Here is a 17209-nt window from a genome sequence, read left to right as displayed (position 1 = left end):
AAGAAAATTTTAATTTTCTTTCACACTTATCGCTTCAAGTTAATTAACTCCTCAAGAAGGGTATCTGAGGTCGTTATTATTCTTGAATTTGCCTGGAAACCTCTTTGCGTTGTTATCATTTCTGTAAACTGCTGTGAAAGGTCAACGTTCGACATCTCAAGTACACCTGTTATGAACTTACCACCGGAAGCCGTGATATCCTCGCCGACGCCGTTAAATTCTCCAGAGTTTGGTGTAGCTGCGAACATATTATTTCCAATCGCCTCTAATCCTGCTGGATTAGAGAAAGTTGCAACAACAACTTGTCCAAGTAATTTACGATCTCCATTGTCATAAGTACCAAAAATCATACCCTGCTGATCTATAGAAATACCTGACATATTACCAGCTTCCTTACCTGCACCAGTTCCATCTGCTTTTGTTCCTTTAGTGGACTCTACTGTTGTTGTACCACTGTTGTTGTACATAGTAATGGAAGAGAAATCAATATTAACATCCTTAAATGGGTCAGGATCAGCATTTACCTTAAACTTAATGCCAGTAGCATTATCTGCATCGTCTCCTATACTAACGAAATTACCATTTGCACCATTGAATTTAAGGTCGATTTCATCACAATCTACTTCTATCGTTCCATCATCATTTACGGTAGCAGAACCACTGCCACTACCAAAACTAAAGTCGGTAATGTTAGAAGCCTCGTATGTAATATCACCAGTGTCTGGATCAACTACTTTCTTAGCGAAGATAGAATCACCATTCTTATTATAGATATTTTGAACGGTTACCTTATAATCACTTTTAGAATCTTCACTTTGTTTAATCTTAAGTTCTGCAGTATAGCTATTACCTAAATTATCAAAGAAAGACATGTTCACAATACGTCCTGCTGATGATGTTAAGTTTGTATCCATACTATCAATGTTTCCATGAAGATACACATCAGTGGTAGCTTCTGGTGCAGAATATAGATTATCTGGTGACATAATACGTAGCGGCGAAACTGTACCAGGTACTGTCTTCTTAGGATCCTCTAAACTAGGCTGCCATCCCATTACGGTTGCACCAGTTGGGGTACATAAAGTACCTGCTGCATCTACGTTAAAAGAACCTGCTTTGGTAAAGTAGTTACCTACACCATTATTTACAACAAAGAAACCGTCTCCTTCAATCATTAAATCGAAAGGATTATCCGTTCTTTGAGAACCACCGGTTTTTGTAATGCTTGCTGTAATGGATGCAAGATTTGCACCAAGACCAACCTGCATTGCGTTTGTACCAGCTGTCCCAGTATTAGGGTTAGGGCCAGAGGCACTTTTGGTTGTCTGATATAAAATATCAGAAAATGTTGCAGAACTTGCTTTAAAACCTACTGTGTTGACGTTTGATATGTTATTACCAATTACGTCCATCTTGGTCTGGTGAACTCTAAGACCTGATACACCAGAATATAATGATCTCATCATAAGAAAAAACCTCCTACTAGGTGAATGTGATTAGCTTCTGTCAATCCACTAATATCGCTTCCCGAAGGTCCAGCGGTTTCATTCACATCTTTACATTATTACTGCACCGTCAATGTTAGTAAATACTCTATCATCTCCATCATTCACTGCAGTTACTACGGTATTATTTTTAATGTTTACAATAAATGCGAGATTGTCCACCATGACTAACGACTCTTTGATTCCTTTTTCACTTGCCATTTTTGCACCTGATTGTAACCGTTCTAATTGAGAACTTGTTAAATCAATATTCCTACTTAATAGGCGTTCATTCGCATGTTTGGAGAATTTAAGTTCCGTATCCTTTGTGGTAGACTGCTGTTCCAATAAGATTTCTTGGAAGCTCTTACCACTTGGTAATATGGAGGATGTCGTTTGCTTATTACTTTTTGGCAGATACCTACTTGCTGCCTGCTCGATGGAGGTAAAGTTTTTATTTATTTGATTCATACTTTTCCTCTTTTCTCCGCTGCTGAAAAGACAATGCATATTATCAAATTTGTGTACGCAGCATAGACACAAACTTGATGAGTGAGAAGGATTTACTTTCACTCTACTACTACTGTCGTGGACGAAAACAAACTTCTAGTTTCTCTTATACTAATGCATTTTCTTGAGTCTTAGTCTCATCATTTTCTTCATTCCCAGTATCCCCGGATTCCTTATCTTCTTCTCCTGATGGCATACTAGTCGCTTCAGAATTTACAACCTTAATATGAACCTGATCGGATATTGTAGTATATAAAGCATCATTAAATACAATTGCTGGTTTATATTCTCCGTTTGGTAAAGCAGATAAGATATCTTTACTAATTGTAAGCTTATTACCATTCAGTGACACATACTTTGAATCAAGAATAAGATTGTTAATGATAACAGCAACTTGATTTGCTACCGTTTCGCCTTCTCCAAGATTAACTTCAAATGTAAGATCACTTGGCTTGTCAGCGTCAAATTCAAAATTCACCTTTTCAGGAACCTTTGGTCTTCCCTGTTCAACAATATAGTTATTATCAACAACAGTATATAACTGATCCATATCATATAAATCGCCATTCACAGAAAGCTTTACTTTTGATTTTGACATATTGATAAAATCAACAGTTCCACTGATATAAGTTGTTTTTCCAAAACCGTCTGTAGCAGTCAAGATAACATCTTTTCCAACCAACGAAAATGCTTGCGATTTATCGGTCGATGCAGTTAAGTTTTGTAATTCTTCTAGTTGTGAAAATGTTGCTAACTGAGAAACAAATTCGGTATCTGTACTTGGATTTAAAGGATCTTGGTTCTGCATCTGACATACTAATAATTGTAAGAATGCGTCTTTACCAAGTTCTGAAGTTCCAACCTTTGGTTTGTTTGTTGTTGTAATGGCGGTATTCGTTTGCTCTAAAATACCATCTTTAACACTACCGATAATTTCTGCCATATTACCCTTTCTGCAAGTTAAGCTGAGGTATCGAAGTTAGAACCAGATAACACATTCAAATTCTCATTTTCCTCTTCTTCAACTGGTATATCTTCTAAGCTATCCAATCGAAGAGTTTTATTTGATTTTGCTTTTCCTTGCTCACTATTTTTGTTTTCTCCATCCATTTGGCTACTTTGTTGAAAAGAAAAGTTAGCTATTGTAACTTCAATTTCTTCAACTTTTAACCCCTGTGCCTCAAGATTTTCTTTTAGTACTTGCATCTGACTTTCGATTGCTTCTTTCGCAACCTGATTCTGAGTGATGAAAGAAGCAGTTAAAACGCCTTCTTTTGAACTTATGTTAAGTTGCACTCTTCCAAGGTGTTCCGGATTTAACATCATATCCATAGATGTTTGAGATGGTTTTATTACGACTTTAATTTGTTCGACAATCTGATTCGTAATATCACGCAACTCCCTAATGGTAGTTAACTCGTCAGAAAAATCTGTTCTTGTTGTAACTGTCTGAGTTAATTGATTTAAAAACTGTTCCCCTTGCGTTATTTGATTATCTGGTGTTTGATCCTTCTTGTGACTATCTGTAGATTGCTTTGTACTGCCATCTTCTGATTGTTTTACAGCAGTAAACTCAAAATTAACAGAAGCTTCTTCTTTCGTATCTGCATCCTCTCTTTGTTCCTGCACTTTGATATTGTTATTACCAACACCTTCTACAGGTTCCTCGGAATCCATATCATCCTCGGATTGTTCTATAAGAGATGCAAATTCTTTCTCCATGTTTTGTAGCGTTAAAACATCCTCTTGCTTAATTCCACATTGATCCATGATTTGATCAAGTGATTCCAATAACTGATTTAATGACTGATTTAAATTTTCATCGGTCAAAAGAATAGTGATGTCATCAGTACCAGCACTTACAAGGGTTAATTGCTTTAAACTCTCTGGACTTAATAAATCCAACATAGAAATCCCTAGAATACTCATAAATTCCGTTAATTCTTCTTCGGTAATGGAAAGAGTCTTCAAAATTGTTTCCTTAACTTCTTCCACTGCTTTTGTAATACTGTCTGTTTGACTAGTTAAATCATGTTTCTCTGTTTGTCTAGACACTGAGTCAGTATCGGAAATGCTATTCTCATTCGCCACAGGTATCTTCGCAGTTTCTTTATTAGCTACTGTAGTATTATCCTTCGATACTATTTTAGCATTATCCTTTGATACTTTCGTAGAAGAGTCTTTCATCTTATCTTGTTTCAAAGTGTTAACTGGTTCTGACTTTGATTTAACTTCAGTACTTCCCTGTAACATCTTATCAAAAGACATCACCTTGGGGCTATTCGTAGTCTTACTTTCCATAGCGATAGAGCTTAATAAATTTGCAGTATCTACTCCACCTAACATAACGGATTGCATCTGCATTGTGTCCCTCCTTTCTTAAATTATTATTTATGTTAAGCTTATTAAGCTTTTGCTCATCAAGCTCTAGCTTGCCATGTTTTACTTATCAAACTATAGCTTGATTTGCTTTTTCTTACTAAGCCTTTCATACCGTATAAAATCTCTAACTAAAGACTTTTAAGCTAATTTGTTAATTAGTCAAACTTGCTTTTATACTATTTAACTTATCTTCATCCATGTCGGCCATTTTTTTGAATATTTTTGCTGAATAAAGCTTATTCATCTTATCAAAGATTGCTGCACTTTCATCTGCTTTCATGCTAAGTAATACTTTTGCGGTCCATTCAATATCTGCCGTCATCTCCTCAATTACTTGAGCAGCTTGAGAAGGTTTCATCGTTTTAATAATTTTTGCTTTCTCTATAATGCTAGCATCATATTGTAATTGCTCTAACACCAAACGGTAAATTTCTTCTGCTGTTGTTGGATTAATTTCTTCGTAGTATTTTTTATATTCTTCAATACTTGGAGCTTTATCATTAAATACCACGTTTTTATCAAATGCTTTTACTCGATTTTCAAAAGCAAGAACATTATCCTCAAACACCTTTAATCTTGCGACTTCGGCTTCTAATTGCGCATTTCTATCTGCGTATGTTTTACTCGATTGTAATGCAGTATCTAACTCAACCTCTAGTTCTTTAATTCGATTGACCGCATCTGTAATACTTTCATAAGGATAATTTTCTTCCCATATCAGCTGTTCTTCCGAAACCGGAGGCAATAACATTTTCAATATCGGAACATTCTTAAATGACGGACGTAATGAAGTACCGATGCCACCAACATCTAAGCGTAACAATACTCCTAAGAGAAGAAGCCAGATCAACATAATACCAACAACTACAAGAACCGTTGCCATTGTACCATTTGATTTTTTCTTCTTATCCGACTCATCACGTTTCTTTCTTGCCATTATACGATCTCCTTTGCTTTCTTGCCATATTGGAAGCTGACTAGTTCATCAATTTCCTTCATTTCTTCCCCGGCGTATTCTTTGAGATAACTATCAAAAGCATTTTCTCTAAGTTTATCATGGGTTTTTCGTTCAATCATTGCACTTTTAAGTCTTTGCATCGCCAATTCTACCGCTTGCTCTGCCTTTACTACAGCTTTTGTCTGTTGCTTAATAAACTGTTTCATCGACTCTATCGCATCTTCTAATCTTCGAATATTTGCAATGTTTAATGTCGAAGACATCGCTTCCTTTATCTGAAACTCATAGGAATCTTTTCTCTCCACTAACTCCATTAATTTATGCTCTTCTTCTATTAATTTAGCTTTTGCAATGCCATAATTATTTTTTTCTTGCTCTTCTAGCTTATTTTTAATGTTTAATATACTTTGCATTGGATAGACGAACTTCTTCATAGCTGTCCTCATTCCTGCTCACGCATTCATGCGTGTGCTTATCTTCGCATCCTTCGTTTGTGCTTATTAACAAAAACGAAATTATTCATGCAAGGAAAAGTTCGCAAAGCGTACCTTTTCTTGTTTAACTCCATTCAAACATTATATTGCTTAGGAAGATTGCGTAGATAGAAGATATTTTATAGATGTAACTTCTAACTAATTAATCTTCAAATATACTTTCTAATTTGTGAATGGTATCCTCAAAATCTGCTTTCTCATCGACTTGCTGGGATAGAAACTCATTAACCTGTTCAATCTTTCTCATGGCATAGTCAATATTTTTGTTTGTCCCAGATTTGTAGGCTCCAATATTTATCAAATCCTCTGCATCCTGGTATGTCGCTAATACCATCTTTAATTTACCTGCAAGCTTTTTATGTTCTGAAGTTGCAATTGCACTCATAACACGAGAGATACTTGCCAACACATCGATTGCAGGATAATGATTCTTTTGCGCCAATTTTCTCGATAGCATGATATGTCCATCTAGGATACCTCTTGCTGTATCGGTAATTGGTTCATTAAAATCATCACCATCTACTAAAACTGTATAAAGCCCTGTAATAGAGCCTTTGTCACTATTACCTGCTCTTTCTAGGAGCTTAGGCATCTCAGAGTAAACACTAGGAGGATATCCTCTCGATACAGGCGGTTCTCCGCTAGCTAATCCAATTTCTCTTTGAGCCATTGAAAATCTTGTTAACGAGTCCATCATTAACAAAACATCTTTTCCTTTGTCTCTAAAATACTCTGCAATCGCTGTTGCAGTTTTCGCTGCCTTTTTTCGTATAAGAGCTGGCTTATCCGAGGTTGCAATAACTAAGACAGAACGCTTCACACCTTCCGGTCCTAGATCCCTCTCGATAAATTCTTTTACTTCCCTACCACGCTCTCCGATTAATGCAATTACATTGATATCAGCTTTCGTATTCCTTGCAAACATACCAAGTAATGTACTTTTTCCAACACCACTACCTGCAAAGATACCAATACGTTGGCCTTTTCCTATCGTAAGCAAGCCATCAACAGCTCTAACCCCGAGTGATAATACCTCTCCAATCAATTCCCTGTCCATAGGATCTGGTGCTTTTGCATCAACTGGATAACTTTCACTAAGCGAAAGAGTACTCATATCCATTGGATTTCCTAAACCATCTAACGCCTGACCAAGAAGTTCATCACCGACTTTAACCAGCAATGGTTCTTTTCGGTTTAATACCATACTACCAACACCAATCCCTGTGATGTCATCGTATGGCATTAGCAGAAGTCTATCATCTCGAAAGCCAATTACTTCTGCCTTCACTACTATGCTCTTGTCTTGTGAAATAATTTCACAAAGATCATTAACACTGGCGTCAGGACCGATAGATTCCACCGTTAGTCCAACTACCTTTGTTACCTTACCCAAACGGTTTGCATATGATTTCATAAGAAGTTCTTCATACTTGTTAAAATCTATCATTATAAACTCCATTCTGTTACAAATCTGCGAATTTGAGCATTGCTCAGTAGTAGGTAGAAGTTTGTACCGAGTAAGACGCAGGCACAAACATGCCCACTTAGTAGGCTGTGTGAAAGAAAATTATAAATTTTCTTTCACACTCCTGCCAGAAACTTCATGTCATTCATTAAATTCTTTAATTGGACATCCAAACTACAATCAATGACACGGCTATCTGTCTCTATTAGGCACTGTCCTTTGTTAAGAAGACGGTCCTCCACAATTTCAAGTTCCGTATTCTCTTTCAGTTTCCATAAAATTTCATCCTTTTTAGAATGAACCGCTTCAAAATCATCATGAGAAACTCGAATTAGGTAGGAACTACTGTTTTCTATTGTAAGAAACTCCCGCTCAATCATGTGATAGATGATTTCCTTTTTATCCTCTAATAAAACTCCTGTAAAATGCTTCATAAAAGTAAGGAATAAATCGATAAAGGAAGGCTCTAAGTCTCTTACCTTTTGTTCATATTCTTCTTTCAGACGATTCTTTTCTGCATCTAATTCAGCATTTCTTTTCTGTTGCTCCATCAAAGCTTCTTGTAATCCTTTTTCATATCCTTCTTGCTTTGCCTTCTGTATGACATCTATTTTAATCTTTTCTGCATCAATCTTTGCTTGACTCATCATACTAGCAACTTCAGATTTAGCCTGTTCTATAATCTGCTGTGATTGTTCTACCAGCCTACGATTATTTTCTATCATCTGTTCTTCCGATTGTCTCATCAAATCTTCTTCGCTTGGCTTATCTTCTTCTGAAAAAGCCTCAACTTTTATAGCTGACAACCCTTCGACAAATCCTTCTTTCGCACAAGCAATTTCACCTGTGACTTCAGTCCTGCCTATTATACTGTCTAAAAACTTCTTAATATGTTCTTCCGATAAGGTATTTGTATCAATTACCTTTTTTTCTTCCTCATACCGAATCGAATATGCCTTTATCACATTAGACAACTATCTCGTCACCCCCACCTCTGGAAATGATGATTTCAGCAGAGTCTTCCAGCTTTCTAATAATATTAACAATCTTCTGTTGAGCTTCTTCAACATCTTTCAGACGTACAGGTCCCATAAATTCCATATCTTCTCTAATCATAGCAGCAAGACGCTTACTTAAGTTATTGAAAATAATACTCTGTACTTCTTCTGTTGTGCTCTTAAGAGCAACTGCAAGCTCGTTGTTATCCACTTCACGAAGCACACGCTGAATGGATTTGTCGTCCAGTGTGATAATATCTTCGAAGACGAACATCTTCTTTCGAATTTCGTCTGCAAGTTCTGGTTCTTCGAGCTCCAAATTCTCCAGAATATGGCGTTCTGTACCACGGTCAACCGTATTTAAGATATCAACAATAGCATCGACGCCACCTGCGATTGTGTAATCCTGATTTACTAAAGAGGATAACTTTCTCTCTAGTACTCTCTCTACTTCCTTTATTACATCAGGTGACGTACGATCCATCTGAGCAATACGTTTTGCAACATCTGCCTGCTTATCAGGCGTTAACGATGAAATAATCGTAGCTGCCTGTCCAGCAGAAAGATAAGATAAAATAAGTGCTATAGTTTGTGGATGTTCGTCTTGAATAAAGTTTAGTAATTGATTCGCATCTGTTTTTCTAACAAACTCGAATGGACGCACTTGTAAAGATGCAGTAAGTTTTCCAAGTACTTCTTTCGCTTTCTCTGCTCCCAAGGCTTTTTCAAGTAAGTCTTTCGCATAAGTAATACCACCCTCAGCAATATACTGCTGAGCAAGGCATACCTGATAGAATTCATCAAGAATCGCTTCTTTCGTAGAAGGAGCGATACTCCTTGTGTTTGCTATCTCCAAAGTAAGTTGTTCTATTTCATCTTCCTTTAAATGTTTAAATATATTTGCTGAGCGTTCCGGTCCTAATGCAATCAGAAGGATTGCAGATTTTTGAACACCTGTAAATTCTGATGATACCTGCTTTAAAGCCATATCTTTCCTCCTTAATCAACCCCAACCGTCTGTTAACCAATTACGAAGCAAATTAGCAACTGCTTCTGGATTTTCATCCACAAATTTTTCAATCATACGTCTGGTTTCTGATTTTTCACTAAATTCAATATCATCTAAGGATTGATTTTCTTTTGTAGTAGCTAACAGCTGCTCTACTGATAATTCCGGTTCAATTTCGGTAACTTCTACCGGTGCCATGCCACGGAATACCACAAAGATCAATAGACCTAAAATTAATGCCGCAAGTATAATTTCAAGTATTAACTGCCAGTTTACATCAGACTTCGGTGCCCCTATAAAGTTTGGAACTTCCCACATAATCAGAGAAATATTATTCTCATTAAGTCCTGTTGCATTTGCAAACAAAGTATAATATTCCTTGCTAACTTCCAATTGTTTTGGTTCACTGTTATTTAGTACATATTCCTCAAAAGTCGTGTCATCTAAAAGACCTAAGAGTTTCAAATCTTCTTCTTTGATATCCTTCACACGTTTTAACGCGATAGCAACCTTTGACGTATCGACATTTACAAGGCCCCATCCCTTTAGTGTCTTCGTAAGTTTCTCACTTGGAAGATAAGTAATATTTAATTCATCATAACTGCTTTTACCGGATTCTTCTGTTTGTATGTAGTAATCGGTATCTGTATTTGAGTCAGTTCCTGGTATATCTCCATTCGAACCTTTATTTTCTGATGATATTTTTTGATATGTTTGATATAACCCTTGCTCTAAACCTTCTCCCGCGAAATACTCACGAATTTCTTCCGTTGTTTTATCAAAATTTATATCAAGTGCGAAACTTGGCTCTACATAGTCAAAACCGTTCATTAATCCAAAGCGCACTACTCGTTCAGTGTAATCAGCTAATACCGCTTGACGAAACTCTAAGTTTTTATTCGTGTATTCACTCTCTTCATCTTCTGGTCCATTGTATAGTAAATTACCATACTGATCGATTACTTTAACCTTATTCGTAGTTTCATTTCCTAAACTATTTGCAACTGTAATTGCAATAGCCTCCGCAGAGGATTTTTTAAATTTATTATTAATTGTAAGAAAAATACTACAACTAATTTCTTTTTCTTGTTCTAAAATGCTTGATCTTTTATCGGAAGGTAAATAACTGATTCTTGCATCATCAATCCCTTCCTGTTTCTTTAATAACTCTTCTAAATCACCTTGGTAATATAGATGAAGCTTTGTTTGCTTATCATAGTTTGTGGTAGACATATCATTGTTTAGTAATTGTTCTAAACTTAGCTTTGCTTTCGAAGCAATTTCACTATCCGCTATCAATAACTTTGCCTCTGTCTTTTTCGTATCATCTACTAAGACTGTTACACCATCATCTTTTAATTGATAAGCGATACCATTCTCCTTAAGAATTTCAATTGCTTGTGACGCAGTTTTGGTATCCTCTAGTTCTATGAGCTCTACGTATTCCGTTCTGCCAAGTAGAAAGATAAGAAGTAATAAAGCACAGATAACAGAACTTACTACGCTGATAATAATTATTCTTTGCTTCTTACTATATTTCTTCCATATTTCTAATAAGCGAACAGGTATCTGTTTTATTCGTTCCTGCATTATTTAACCCTCGTATGCTAAAATTGTAGTTGCATAATCTCCTTGTATGCATCCAAAACCGCGTTGCGAACTGCTACGGTATATTGCAAAGAAATACTTGCTTTTGTCTGCGCAATCTGCAAGTCATGAGTGCTATTTGTTACACCCATCGCATAATCCATTGCTGCCTGTTCTGCTTGGTCTGTATAAGCTTGCGTTCCTTTTATCATATCAAGTGCAGACTGAAACATAGTCTCAAATGCTTGATTACGATTTTTAGTTGCACTCTCTGAACCATTTACGATTCCATTCTTAAGAGAACCAAGTCCCTGAACAGATGAAATACTAGTGATATCCATTGTAATCCCCTTTCCCTCTTTTACTTGCCTACTTCAAGACCTTTTAAAAGCATATTTTTTGTAGCATTAAATGCTGTAACATTAGCTTCATAAGAACGTGTTGCACTGATTAAGTTTGTCATTTCAGTCACCGTATTTACATTCGGCATGGTTACATATCCGTCTTGATCTGCATCTGGATGGGATGGATTGTATACTCTTTTCATCGCTGTTACATGGTCTTCTACTATCGCAGTAACCTTAACGCCATTCCCCTGCTTGTCAGAAGCTTTACTAGCAGCTGTTTGTGCTAATACAGTACCAAAGCCATCTGACTCTCTTTCTGAAAATACAACTGTTTTTCTGCGATACGGATTACCATTCTCATCTCTCGTAGTTTCTACGTTTGCAATATTCTGAGAGATAATATCCATTCTAAGTCGTTGAGCCGACATACCACTTGCACTAATATTCATGCCATTAAAAATAGACATTACATTACCCCCCTATTATCTTGATAACACCATTCTAAGGCGTTGAAATTCCTCAGTCATAGTTTGTAATAATGTGTAATAACGAATTTGATTTTCTGCTATATATCCTTCTTCTACATCAACATCTACGTTATTACCATCGTATCGATAACTTAAATTTGCTCTGTCTGTGTATATTGACCCATTTAGTTTTGATAGATTCGCATTTGCTACTCGCTTATCCAAATCCTCTTCCCCTTTTAACTCCTTCTTCAAATACGATTCAAAGTTTAAATCTTTACGTTTGTAGTCCGGCGTATCATTGTTGGCTAAATTATTAGCTAGTAGCTCCTGGCGTATCACACTGGCATCTGCAGCTTTATTCAGCACGTTAACATAACCGAATGCGTTCGAACCAATCATTTTTTCTCCCTCTTTCATCTAGGTAGTACTGCCCTAGTAATTTTTTATAATTTAAAAACACTTTTTATAAGATTTCGTATAGAATTTCTTCCATTATTATGATTGTCTGACATTTTATTGAATAATCTTTACCTATTATAAATAAATGCCCTGGAAAACACAAGGTATATTTAAAAATATTGATGAATTACACTAGATTTTGTATCTTTTAGTAAATTAATGAATCTTTTTGTCGTATAAACGAATTATAATATTTCTGACAACTTTTAAAAATAAGTAATATGTACTATTAAAATTTCCTTACGGTATTATTACGGAAAAACCTCAGTAAAGCCAACTGTTTCATAAATTTGCTAAAATTACAACAACTACTTTTTTCCTATATAATTTAGCATATTATTTTCAAACAATTTGGTTAATAATTATTTTTTTTAGTTAAATCTATCAATTAAACGAAATAATTCTTATAAACGAAACTAATTGAATTTATACAAATAACTAATTATAAGATAATTTTCACAAAAAAACAGACTCATAAGTTGCCTTATAAGCCTGTTATGATTTAATGCATCTTTTTTAATTCTTCAAAAACTACATCATTGAGAACTTTAATATAAGTTCCCTTCATACCAGAAGATCTGGATTCAATAACGCCTGCACTCTCAAATTTTCTAAGTGCATTTACAATAACAGATCTTGTAATACCTACGCGGTCTGCTATCTTGCTGGCAACTAAGATACCTTCATTTCCTTCTAGTTCTTCAAATATATGAGTGATTGCTTCCAATTCAGAGAAAGAAAGTGTGCTGATAGCAGATCGTACAATATGTACCTTTCTGTTTTCTTCCGCATTTTCTTCATTCACGGAACGCATCATCTCAAGCCCTACTACGGTAGTACCATACTCACTTAAAATTATGTCGTCAATAGAATATTGGTCTTTGTTCTTATATAAGAACAAGGTTCCAAGTCTCTCACCGGCGATGTCGATTGGTGTAATAATTGCCTGATAATCATTCACACCGTCAAATTCAAAACCTAAGGTTGCTAAATTCACATTTTCTTTTGTTGATAAAATGTTTAGTAGACGTTCATTCAACATTCCGTCGATGTAACCACCTACTGAATCTTTAATCAATTCATTGATTGGAGTAATATCTGTTCTGTTTTTAATACCTAGTACTTTTCCTTTCTTGCTTATCACAAGAATATTGGACTCTAAGATATCACTAAGTACGGAACAAATATCATTAAATACTACCTTGTGTGAGTTATTATTGTGTAATAACTTATTAATTTTTCTGGTTTTATCCAACAACTGTACGCTCATGTAAGAACCCCCGTGACCTTATTTTGGCCTAATTCATAACATACATATCACATGTGGTATAATATACCTTTTAATCTATGTTACATTCTATCACATTCTTTTTTAAAAAACAATAGTAAATTTCTTATTTTGACACACATTTCATAACATTATTTCTGTTATTTTTCAAAAGTTAAGACTATTTGAAAAAAAATGAGATTGTAGCCAATTCTCTTACAATCTCATTATAAACCATTTTGCAAGAGAAAGTTCCCTAAAAAGTTCGAAGTTATCTCTCTTTACTAATGATTTTATATCATTCTTACTGTTTTACACTTTCTTATCAAACTTTTATTCTTTATTCTCTACATGTCCACAGCCTTCATTGACACAAACTAATTTCTGGCCCTTTTCCACCATAATTCCTTTGCATATTGGACATAACTTTCCAGATGGTTTTTGCCAAGACATGAATTCACATTCCGGATTATTCTCACAGCCATAAAATCTACGGCCTTTTTTTGTTTTCTTTATAATAATATCACTACCACATAATGGACATGCAACACCGATTTTTTCAAAGTAAGGTTTTGTATTTCTACATTCTGGAAATCCAGGGCACGCTAAGAATTTTCCGTGTGGACCATATTTAATTACCATGTTTCTTCCACATTCAGAACAGATAACGTCTGTCGTTTCATCTTCAATTGTTATTTGCTCCAATTGCTTTTCGGCATCTTGTACTGCATTTTCTAAGTCAGGATAGAAATTACTTACTACTGTCTTCCAATTTACAACTCCATCCTCAACGCCATCTAATAAAGCTTCTAAATTTACTGTGAAATTCACATCAACAATGGATGGAAAAGCTTGTTTCATTATTCTATTAACAGCTTCTCCAAGCTCTGTCACATAAAGGTTTTTATTTTCTTTGATTACATAACGTCTAGCAATGATGGTGGTTATCGTCGGTGCATAAGTACTTGGTCTACCGATACCTAACTCCTCTAGCGACTTTACTAATGCAGCTTCTGTATAATGTGGTGGCGCTTGTGTAAAATGTTGACTATAATTAAATTCTTCAAATGTTAATTGTGTATCCTCGGATAAGGACATCATATTGGAGTTTGTATTTTCTTCTTCCTCATCATCACTCGCATAAACAGCCATAAAACCATCAAATATAAGCTTAGAGGATGCTACTGTAAATCGATATCCATTTCCATCGATTTTCGCTGTAGAGGTTTCATACTTGGCTGGCTGCATACGACTTGCAATGAATCTTTTCCATATTAGTTGATATAAACGAAATTGCTCTCTACTTAGAGATTCTTTTACAATTACCGGTGTTAAATCTACATAAGTTGGTCTTATTGCTTCATGAGCATCTTGAATCTTTTTCCCAGTTGTTTTATTAACGTCCTGACTATTCACATACTCTGGTTTGTACTGAGTTTTGATAAATTCTCTTGCAGCTGTATCTGCTTCTTCCGAAACTCTGATAGAATCTGTACGTAGGTAAGATATCAAACCAATCGTTCCATGCCCTTTTACATCCACGCCTTCATATAATTGTTGGGCAATACGCATTGTTTTTTGTGTGGAAAAGTTTAAAAGCTTCGCAGCCTCTTGTTGTAATGTACTTGTGGTAAATGGTAGCGGAGCCTTCTTCTGACGTTCTCCACGCTTTACTTCCGTAATTTTAAACTGAGCGTCTTTTAAATCTGCTAATATTTTATCCATCTCTTCTTTGGATTCTATGGCAAGCTTCTTTTTCGTATCTCCATAGAATTTTGCAATCAATGGCTTTTTTTCACCTTTTACTTTAAATGAAGCATCTAAATTCCAATATTCCTTTGGTACAAAATCGTTAATTTCTTCTTCACGGTCACAAATGATTCGAAGTGCTACAGACTGTACTCTACCAGCACTTAATCCTCTTTTAACCTTAGCCCAAAGAAGCGGACTAATTTTATAACCAACCATTCTGTCTAACATTCTTCTTGCTTGCTGAGAGTCCACGAGATTCATATCAATCTCACGAGCTTCTTTAATCGAATTTTTAATTGCATTCTTTGTGATTTCATTGAAAGTAATTCTGCTTGCGCTCTTATCATCTAACTTTAACGTTTGTGATAAATGCCAAGAAATCGCCTCTCCTTCACGGTCAGGGTCAGTTGCGAGATATACTTTATCTGCCTTTTTTACTTCCTTACGGAGTTTTGCTAATAAATCTCCTTTTCCCCGAATTGTAATGTATTTGGGTTCAAATCCATTCTCAACATCAATTCCCATCTGACTTTTTGGTAAATCCCTTACATGACCGTTTGATGCAAGAACTTCATAATTAGTTCCTAAAAATTTTTTTATTGTTTTTGCCTTTGCTGGTGATTCTACTATTACTAAATATTTTGGCATTGATAAACTCCCCTCATATATATCAGTAGACTATAATCTTCTTAAAATTAATGCATTATTGTCTAACCTTATTTTCTACTCAATTAAGAATAATTTCCCATTTTTTTAGCTCTAAACTCAAATAATCATATACTATTTCTAATTTGCTTTCAAGTAAAATTTTAATAAATATGTTTATGATAGTGTTACAATTTCCGATAATATACCCTATATCTCGTAATATACCAACAATTCTCAAAGAGATTCTTGGTCTTTTTTCGTTACAAGTATATGAATTATCTTAACTAATTATTATTAAATATTAATATAATCTTTTGATATGTTTTATTTATTCCTTATTATATAAGGAGAATTTACGCAGAAAGCAAGATTCAGTTACCTGTAGATGCTATCATAAAGCATTTTACTCTTGTTTTCAACCCATATGATAAATGATAAAGCAAAAAAGGGTAAAGAGAAAGGTATAATTTCTTTTTCCCCCTCTTTACCCCATTTTACTTACAGAACAAATACCGCACTACTTTTTCGATGGCTTTTTATTGAGCTTAAGTAAGATGTTATTCTTATCTGCTATTTCTTGAAATAGTGATACAGCAACCAAAGCCTTTTCTTTCATTGTTTTATGATTTAGATCTATTTGCTTTTTTAGTTTCTCAACTACTTCCCTTATATCGCTAACCTCTAGTAGATTAATTGCTAGACAAAAGAATGTTTTTCTCCTTCCGTCGTTATAATTTTCAAGTAGATATCTTAGTATTTCAGCTTTTCCCTCTAATTCCAAGTGATATCTATCTAAACCCACCATTCGTGCCTTTTTCATATCACTTAGTTGTTTTCGATGTGTGATAAAAGAATCATATTTTTCTATGCCTTCGTATTTACTACATGGGTATTCTTCACAAAGAAAGCAATACTCAATGCCTTGATGTAGCAAGCTACACTTTGCAATGGAACATCCTTGATTACCTGATCCTCCGCCACATCCTGGGCAATAATTGTCCAATTTCATTGTGCAAAGGTTACAATTCAATCCGCATAATGAAAACATCAAATCTGTCCTACTGAAATTTTTCAATATTAACACTCCTTAAGCAAATAAAAATAATCTCTATAAATAGATTACCACCTTACTTACTAACTATCAATACTCTTACGACCTATCTTCCCCTTCGCTTGATACCTTAATGCGCATTGCCATACATATGCAAGCCCTTACAAGAATAACAACTCCTCTTCATTACAACGTCCTTATATACTGCTGCCCAGTAATCAATCTAACATACTGTTTGCTCTCCAATTCAAACAAAGCTTCTAATAGCTGTCCTTGATTTAAATCTGTTTTCACCAGCAGCTCTTCAACATGAATAGCCTGATACGAT

16 protein-coding genes are annotated in these 17209 nt (G+C 35.1%); all 16 read right to left on the bottom strand.

Annotated elements, in window-relative coordinates:
• Positions 1-26 precede the first annotated feature (26 nt).
• Positions 27-1466, bottom strand: coding sequence for a flagellar hook protein FlgE (locus tag RTP52_RS11070; RefSeq protein ID WP_312371303.1), 1440 nt, complete (start codon positions 1464-1466; stop codon positions 27-29).
• Positions 1467-1556: 90 nt separating this feature from the next.
• Positions 1557-1955 (bottom strand): TIGR02530 family flagellar biosynthesis protein, encoded by a 399-nt coding sequence (locus tag RTP52_RS11065; protein WP_312100131.1) that lies wholly within the window; start codon positions 1953-1955, stop codon positions 1557-1559.
• A 145-nt stretch (positions 1956-2100) separates the two neighbouring features.
• Positions 2101-2937 (bottom strand): flagellar hook capping FlgD N-terminal domain-containing protein, encoded by an 837-nt coding sequence (locus RTP52_RS11060; protein WP_312100129.1) that lies wholly within the window; start codon positions 2935-2937, stop codon positions 2101-2103.
• A 17-nt stretch (positions 2938-2954) separates the two neighbouring features.
• The gene (locus RTP52_RS11055; protein ID WP_312371301.1) at positions 2955-4358 is read right to left on the bottom strand and encodes a flagellar hook-length control protein FliK; all 1404 of its coding nucleotides are present in this window, start codon (positions 4356-4358) and stop codon (positions 2955-2957) included.
• Between the two features lie 169 nt (positions 4359-4527).
• Positions 4528-5313 carry a hypothetical protein gene (locus tag RTP52_RS11050; protein ID WP_312100126.1) on the bottom strand — a complete coding sequence of 262 codons (786 nt, stop codon included), beginning with the start codon at positions 5311-5313 and terminating at the stop codon, positions 4528-4530.
• Positions 5313-5768: a flagellar export protein FliJ gene (fliJ, locus tag RTP52_RS11045; protein ID WP_312100124.1), complete on the bottom strand. Its 456-nt coding sequence runs from the start codon at positions 5766-5768 to the stop codon at positions 5313-5315. The genes RTP52_RS11050 and fliJ overlap by 1 nt, the downstream gene beginning before the upstream one ends.
• Positions 5769-5970: 202 nt before the next feature.
• Complete coding sequence (fliI, locus tag RTP52_RS11040) at positions 5971-7275, bottom strand: flagellar protein export ATPase FliI (protein ID WP_312371298.1); 1305 nt, start codon at positions 7273-7275, stop codon at positions 5971-5973.
• Between the two features lie 134 nt (positions 7276-7409).
• Positions 7410-8258: a FliH/SctL family protein gene (locus RTP52_RS11035; RefSeq protein WP_312100147.1), complete on the bottom strand. Its 849-nt coding sequence runs from the start codon at positions 8256-8258 to the stop codon at positions 7410-7412.
• A gap of 1 nt (position 8259) precedes the next feature.
• Complete coding sequence (fliG, locus tag RTP52_RS11030) at positions 8260-9279, bottom strand: flagellar motor switch protein FliG (protein ID WP_312100122.1); 1020 nt, start codon at positions 9277-9279, stop codon at positions 8260-8262.
• 15 nt (positions 9280-9294) lie between these two features.
• A complete protein-coding gene (locus RTP52_RS11025) occupies positions 9295-10890 on the bottom strand; it encodes a flagellar M-ring protein FliF C-terminal domain-containing protein (RefSeq protein WP_312100121.1) in 1596 nt (531 codons plus the stop codon).
• Positions 10891-10907: 17 nt separating this feature from the next.
• Positions 10908-11228: a flagellar hook-basal body complex protein FliE gene (locus RTP52_RS11020; RefSeq protein WP_312100120.1), complete on the bottom strand. Its 321-nt coding sequence runs from the start codon at positions 11226-11228 to the stop codon at positions 10908-10910.
• Positions 11229-11248: 20 nt separating this feature from the next.
• Positions 11249-11701: a flagellar basal body rod protein FlgC gene (gene flgC / locus RTP52_RS11015; RefSeq protein ID WP_312100118.1), complete on the bottom strand. Its 453-nt coding sequence runs from the start codon at positions 11699-11701 to the stop codon at positions 11249-11251.
• A 15-nt stretch (positions 11702-11716) separates the two neighbouring features.
• A complete protein-coding gene (gene flgB, locus RTP52_RS11010) occupies positions 11717-12103 on the bottom strand; it encodes a flagellar basal body rod protein FlgB (RefSeq protein ID WP_312100117.1) in 387 nt (128 codons plus the stop codon).
• 562 nt (positions 12104-12665) lie between these two features.
• Positions 12666-13433, bottom strand: coding sequence for a GTP-sensing pleiotropic transcriptional regulator CodY (gene codY, locus RTP52_RS11005; RefSeq protein ID WP_312100115.1), 768 nt, complete (start codon positions 13431-13433; stop codon positions 12666-12668).
• 330 nt (positions 13434-13763) lie between these two features.
• On the bottom strand, positions 13764-15830 hold the full coding sequence (gene topA, locus RTP52_RS11000) for a type I DNA topoisomerase (protein WP_312371294.1): 2067 nt from the start codon (positions 15828-15830) through the stop codon (positions 13764-13766).
• Positions 15831-16347: 517 nt separating this feature from the next.
• The gene (locus RTP52_RS10995) at positions 16348-16905 is read right to left on the bottom strand and encodes a DUF3795 domain-containing protein (RefSeq protein WP_331661382.1); all 558 of its coding nucleotides are present in this window, start codon (positions 16903-16905) and stop codon (positions 16348-16350) included.
• Positions 16906-17209: the final 304 nt, after the last annotated feature.

Origin of the sequence: Lachnoclostridium sp., assembly GCF_031997925.1 — a bacterium.
Lineage (GTDB): Bacteria > Bacillota > Clostridia > Lachnospirales > Lachnospiraceae > Lachnoclostridium.
The sequence above is the reverse complement of the archived record's forward strand: the minus strand, read 5'-3'. Positions and strand labels throughout refer to the sequence as shown.